Origin of the sequence: Luteolibacter pohnpeiensis (assembly GCF_016595435.1) — a bacterium.
Taxonomy (GTDB): Bacteria; Verrucomicrobiota; Verrucomicrobiia; order Verrucomicrobiales; family Akkermansiaceae; genus Luteolibacter; species Luteolibacter pohnpeiensis.
Window position 1 is genome coordinate 1 of sequence record NZ_JAENIJ010000228.1, and the last position, 354, is coordinate 354.

Annotated in this window: 1 pseudogene; it reads right to left on the bottom strand. The window is 65.5% G+C overall.

Annotated features, from left to right (window positions below):
* Positions 1-354: pseudogene (locus tag JIN85_RS22625) on the bottom strand (hypothetical protein); the annotation flags it as partial.

Below are 354 nucleotides of genomic sequence, written 5' to 3' on the forward strand. Positions count from 1 at the left end.
GGCGGGTCAGGCGGGTCAGGCGGGTCAGGCGGGTCAGGCGGGTCAGGCGGGTCAGGCGGGTCAGGCGGGTCAGGCGGGTCAGGCGGGTCAGGCGGCCAGTGGATTGGGTGGATTGGGCGGATTGGGCGGATTGGGCGGATTGGGCGGATTGGGCGGATTGGCGGATTGGCGGATTGGCGGATTGGCGGATTGGCGGATTGGCGGATTGGCGGATTGGCGGATTGGCGGATTGGCGGATTGGCGGATTGGCGGGTTTGGCGGGTTTGGTGGGTTTGGTGGGTTTGGTGGGTTTGGTGGGTTTGGTGGGTTTGGTGGGTTTGGTGGGTTTGGTGGGTTTGGTGGGTTTGGTGGGTT